This is a genomic window from Kistimonas scapharcae (assembly GCF_039540975.1).
Classification (GTDB): domain Bacteria; phylum Pseudomonadota; class Gammaproteobacteria; order Pseudomonadales; family Endozoicomonadaceae; genus Kistimonas; species Kistimonas scapharcae.
Map to the genome: position 1 here is coordinate 1 of NZ_BAABFL010000113.1, position 4,203 is coordinate 4,203.

Consider the following 4,203-nt stretch of genomic DNA (forward strand, 5'->3'; position numbering starts at 1 on the left):
TCTGGCCGGATCGCCATTGTCCGCCGCAGAGGTTGATGGAGCCTGAAGCTAGTGATAGCGCGGGGTTTCATGCGTTTTCCCTGATTAAAGAACGAAGGCATGCCCACGATTTTCGATGTGGTTACTGACTACGGTAAGTTGATGGATGTGGTTGGTGTTGTTGCGGCTTAGCAATCTATGCAGGAGTAGCTCCCTATATGCAACCTGCTCCTGAACAAACTGGAAAATGAACTAACACAGAGCAGGCTCCGGTGTATCAAACTAAACCATCTCTCAAGCTTTATTTCTGACGATTAGAAATCAAATAATCCTGCAACAATTCGTTGATCCCTCAGAGATTGACACTGATAAATTTAACCAACTTGAGGCCATAAAACAATGAATGAATTTTTGAAACTAATTGATAATCTTATTTCTATTTTCATATCCCCTTGCAAGCCTGAAAAGAAGGATTATTTGCCTGAAAAAAGGAAACGCCGACATTATGAACCAAATTATGGTATTAATGAGAATAAGCAGGATATTGGCTTGGCAGTACACAGTGAACCAGGCGTTTTTCATCAACAGATAGGTAATACTACTTATGGCTCTAATGGTAGCTATGCAACGAGAATCGGAAATACAATTTACCATTCAGATGGATCAACAACACAACAAATCGGGAATTCTTTTTATAAATCAGATGGTACCGTGATCACTAAAATTGGTAATACCTCATATGGTCCGGATGGTTCTGTTTGCACAAAAGTTGGCGACAGTACCTATTCCAACTAACGCGCATCAAAACAAAAATAGCCGCATTAACCACGGTCATGGAGGAGCTTGAAACTTGACCCTGATAACCATCAAATACAAGGTCGGTATAATCCATAGTACCCATGAACTGGATCGTCTGGTCACTCATCATATTTGTCCCGATTCCCTGCCCGACGACCTGGTGGACTTACTATCCCAGCCATCCACACTGGCTCTTAAAGGCACCTACGGCATGCGGGAAGGAGCAATCCCAACAGAATATGACCATGTGGTTATCGAGTCAGACACCGGAAACACTGAATTTGAGGTCTACAACAAGGGAATGTCGATGATCTTTGAAACATCGGAGTCGCTCATTCAGGCATTCAAAATATGCCTGGGACTACAGAAAATGCTGTAATGTTTCCGACTGGCAACCGTGCAGATGGCGGGGATTGAACTCATGAGTTTTCAACAGGAACCAACAGGGTACGAAAAGACAATACTCTCCGATCTACAGGGGGCATGGATTAATCTTCGCGATGCCGTTGTACAGCATTGCAGCCCGCCCGATCTGGGACGGCTTCTTTTTCATATTGACGAAGGGATGAGCTGGGAGTCCGTTCGTGATTTTGACAAAATGAAGCAGGCGCTGTTGCTGGTTGAGAACATCGCCCATCAAACAGATGTTCATGAGGATGTTACCTTCTGGCTGAAAGACGTGAGGGTGTGCTTTGAAGATGCCTGCAATGAACTATCAGCATGAGGAAGTTCGTGTCTGGTTACCCCGGTAACGGATGGGGCATCCTTGCCCCGGGGATTCCTCCCTGAAACCTTTTCCACTCCATGACCTCAGCCACCGGTTGCGAGGGCAGTATTGTTATTCGCCCCTCGGCTGTCATCCCTGACCAGGCTTTTCCAGAAGCCGTCCGCTTTCCCACGTCCTTGCCCTTTTTATATCAGGCTTTGTGCCAAGATTGGTGATCCCTCGCCCGGCAAGGGCTCAAGCCAATTCCTCCTGTTTTCTGTTACCGTCGCGCCGGGTATTACGGCCTGAGCCTGAACGACAGTGCGATACTTCCTGAAACGGCGGGTAACGCCCGCCAGCCTGTTCTTTGCCCTTCCTTTCGTTGACTTCCTCCCCTGTCCATGGATGTGACTATCCATCCCGATAGAGCCGCTATCAGAAGCCTTAATGCCCCTTGCTTGTCGCCCCACACCGTCTAATGTGTGTGATAACCGGCGGGAACAACGTACCAACTGCCTTGCAGCCCACGTATTCCCGGCATTCTGGCCACACACGGAGGAGTTCCCTATGGCAAAAACAACACAGGCTAAATTGGCGGATGCTTTCAAGAACCTGGTATCCAAAACCGCAGAAATGCGGGTGAACAATCATCGTGTCGTTAACGGCAGTGTCGAGTGTATTGGCGGTTGGAAACTGACACTCACGCTGGACAACGGCAACACGCTGACCATTGACGATAAGGCTTTAGGCCGGATGACTTTTGAAAAAGGCGATTTCCTGCTCAGCGAAAAAGACAAGGATAAAAAAGAACAGCACTACCTGATCGCGTTTTACACCATGAAAAAAGAGATCCCTCGTCACTTATAAGATGCGGCAAAAATTCGTATCAACAACCAAGTGTCAGGTGCAGAAACTGGGTGTATCAAAGTTGCCACGGAGGGCTCACCATGCAGTACCCGGATGATGACACATACGAGCGGATAATACGCGAAACGGACAGGTTCACCGGAGAGCTGGAAAGGCTGGCCCGGGAGGCGCATCCACTACTTGCAGTTTTTCTGGAGAAGGAGTGTGAGTCATTCTGGGACTTTGTAGAACAACAGGTCAGACAGGATGTTTTGAATAAACGACGACATTAACACCCAATGAAAGTACCGGAGACATCATGGATCCCATTTTGCGACAGAAACTCCAGCAGCAGGACGATTGCATCAACGCCGTCGAGATGATTGTGCTGAACATTGATCGTTATCTGCTCAAGCTGGAAAAACAGTCAGAGCCTGACTACGAACAGGCCATGAAGATGATCCAGCATGAAATCCGGATCATCAAAGGCTTGCTGGGGAACCGGTGACCATCAGAGGCAGTATTTGAGTTTTTCTCCGTCTTCTTTGACGACACCATCGGTGATGAGTTGCCGGTAGACGCGCTCTTGTCGAACCTGGTCGTTCTTAAGTTGCAGGTGAGACTTGATGTAGTTTTTCAGTGATTCCGGTTTGGCCGGCCGCTTGGGATTAGCAACAGCCTTGAGGTGGCTCATCATAATACCGGCATCACTATTGAGAGCAGGCTTGTTTTTAGGTTTAGCGTTCGGTGCTGGCGTGGCTTTCACCACGCGCTCAATACGGCGACAGACGCGACCGCCATGCCGAATATGGGCGAGTAGGTCATCATAGCCACTGTCGTTGGATAACCTCAGTGGTCTTTATCTCACTATTGAATAATAAAAGTTTACTCTATTTCAAATTGATATCTGATTTTAACTAATTGTGAAAATTGCTTAATTATATTCGGTATGAAGTTGATATATGCATTTCTTATTACAGGCATTTGGAATGTTATATTGCCTGATATTTGGGTGAATCAAGTGTGCATTTCACTATGCTGGTATGAGTGTAATAGTAACCATGAATGATTAAGACTTTGGTTGAATGGTATTGAATGGTTTTTTTTTTATAATGAAAAAATCAAGTTTGTATTTAGAGAGGAGGTAGTTATGTTGTTACAAAGTCTAATCGGAACAAATCGCGCATCTTGTCAAGCAAATTATCTTGATTCTAGGCAGTCACCAGAGGTTGCTACTTTTAGACAAAGGCAAGTACAAGTCATTCAAGATCAAAGCAGTGTTACAGGTAGCGATCAGAGTTTCACATTGTTGAATAGATGTGCAGCCCGTGGCTTAGTGAATATCGCTGCAAAACCATTGCAGAAATCAGCTCAACCCAGATTGAAAGCTGCAGGTTACGCTGCAGAAATAACCATTAAATTAGTATGTAAGCAACTAACCAATGCAATCAATAGGATAAATGATACGTTCTTTGCTGAATCATAATTAATGATGAGGTGCTTAAGTCTATTTCAGAAATATATTCAAAAGGCGGAAAAAAACCGCCTTATTTTCTTTCTGCTATTTGGCTTGAATGCGGGTAAGTCCACCCGACAAACGCTGCCATGCAAGCCATCCACATCTTTCGGCCCGGCACCCATACGGATGCCGCTGGCCAGACCACTGACTTCAGCGAGGCGCAAGTGCGCGCCTGTGCCGATGCCTACGATCCCTCCCTGCACGAAGCCCCCATTGTTGTTGGACACCCCTCGGATAATGCCCCGGCCTATGGCTGGATCGGACAACTTGCATTCAGCGATAACGGTCTGCAGGCCGAACCGCAACAGGTGGACACCGACTTTGAAACGCTGGTGAAAGAAGGCCGCTACAAAAA

Annotated in this window: 9 protein-coding genes; 8 read left to right on the forward strand and 1 reads right to left on the reverse strand. The window is 46.4% G+C overall.

All coding sequences use genetic code 11. From position 1 onward, the window contains the following. Nucleotides 1-378: 378 nt before the first annotated feature. From ABD892_RS06735 to ABD892_RS06760, 6 genes are all read left to right on the forward strand, one after another. Complete coding sequence (locus ABD892_RS06735) at nt 379-774, forward strand: hypothetical protein (RefSeq protein WP_345194665.1); 396 nt, start codon at nt 379-381, stop codon at nt 772-774. A 55-nt stretch (nt 775-829) separates the two neighbouring features. Beyond that, nucleotides 830-1,156: a hypothetical protein gene (locus ABD892_RS06740; RefSeq protein WP_345194667.1), complete on the forward strand. Its 327-nt coding sequence runs from the start codon at nt 830-832 to the stop codon at nt 1,154-1,156. 24 nt (nt 1,157-1,180) lie between these two features. Continuing rightward, nucleotides 1,181-1,501, forward strand: a complete 321-nt coding sequence (locus tag ABD892_RS06745; RefSeq protein WP_345194668.1) for a hypothetical protein — start codon at nt 1,181-1,183, stop codon at nt 1,499-1,501. A 549-nt stretch (nt 1,502-2,050) separates the two neighbouring features. Then, a complete protein-coding gene (locus ABD892_RS06750) occupies nt 2,051-2,350 on the forward strand; it encodes a hypothetical protein (RefSeq protein ID WP_345194670.1) in 300 nt (99 codons plus the stop codon). Between the two features lie 80 nt (nt 2,351-2,430). Continuing rightward, a complete protein-coding gene (locus ABD892_RS06755; protein WP_345193262.1) occupies nt 2,431-2,622 on the forward strand; it encodes a hypothetical protein in 192 nt (63 codons plus the stop codon). A 26-nt stretch (nt 2,623-2,648) separates the two neighbouring features. Continuing rightward, nucleotides 2,649-2,837, forward strand: a complete 189-nt coding sequence (locus ABD892_RS06760; RefSeq protein ID WP_345193260.1) for a hypothetical protein — start codon at nt 2,649-2,651, stop codon at nt 2,835-2,837. A gap of 3 nt (nt 2,838-2,840) precedes the next feature. Here ABD892_RS06760 and ABD892_RS06765 read toward each other — a convergent pair whose 3' ends face one another. Continuing rightward, nucleotides 2,841-3,023 (reverse strand): hypothetical protein, encoded by a 183-nt coding sequence (locus ABD892_RS06765; protein ID WP_345194671.1) that lies wholly within the window; start codon nt 3,021-3,023, stop codon nt 2,841-2,843. A gap of 387 nt (nt 3,024-3,410) precedes the next feature. Between ABD892_RS06765 and ABD892_RS06770 the strand changes: the two genes are divergently transcribed. Both ABD892_RS06770 and ABD892_RS06775 read left to right on the forward strand, forming a co-directional pair. Further along, the gene (locus tag ABD892_RS06770; protein ID WP_345194673.1) at nt 3,411-3,815 is read left to right on the forward strand and encodes a hypothetical protein; all 405 of its coding nucleotides are present in this window, start codon (nt 3,411-3,413) and stop codon (nt 3,813-3,815) included. 119 nt (nt 3,816-3,934) lie between these two features. Beyond that, nucleotides 3,935-4,203 (forward strand): hypothetical protein (locus ABD892_RS06775; RefSeq protein ID WP_345194675.1); only part of this gene is annotated, 269 nt, incomplete at its 3' end.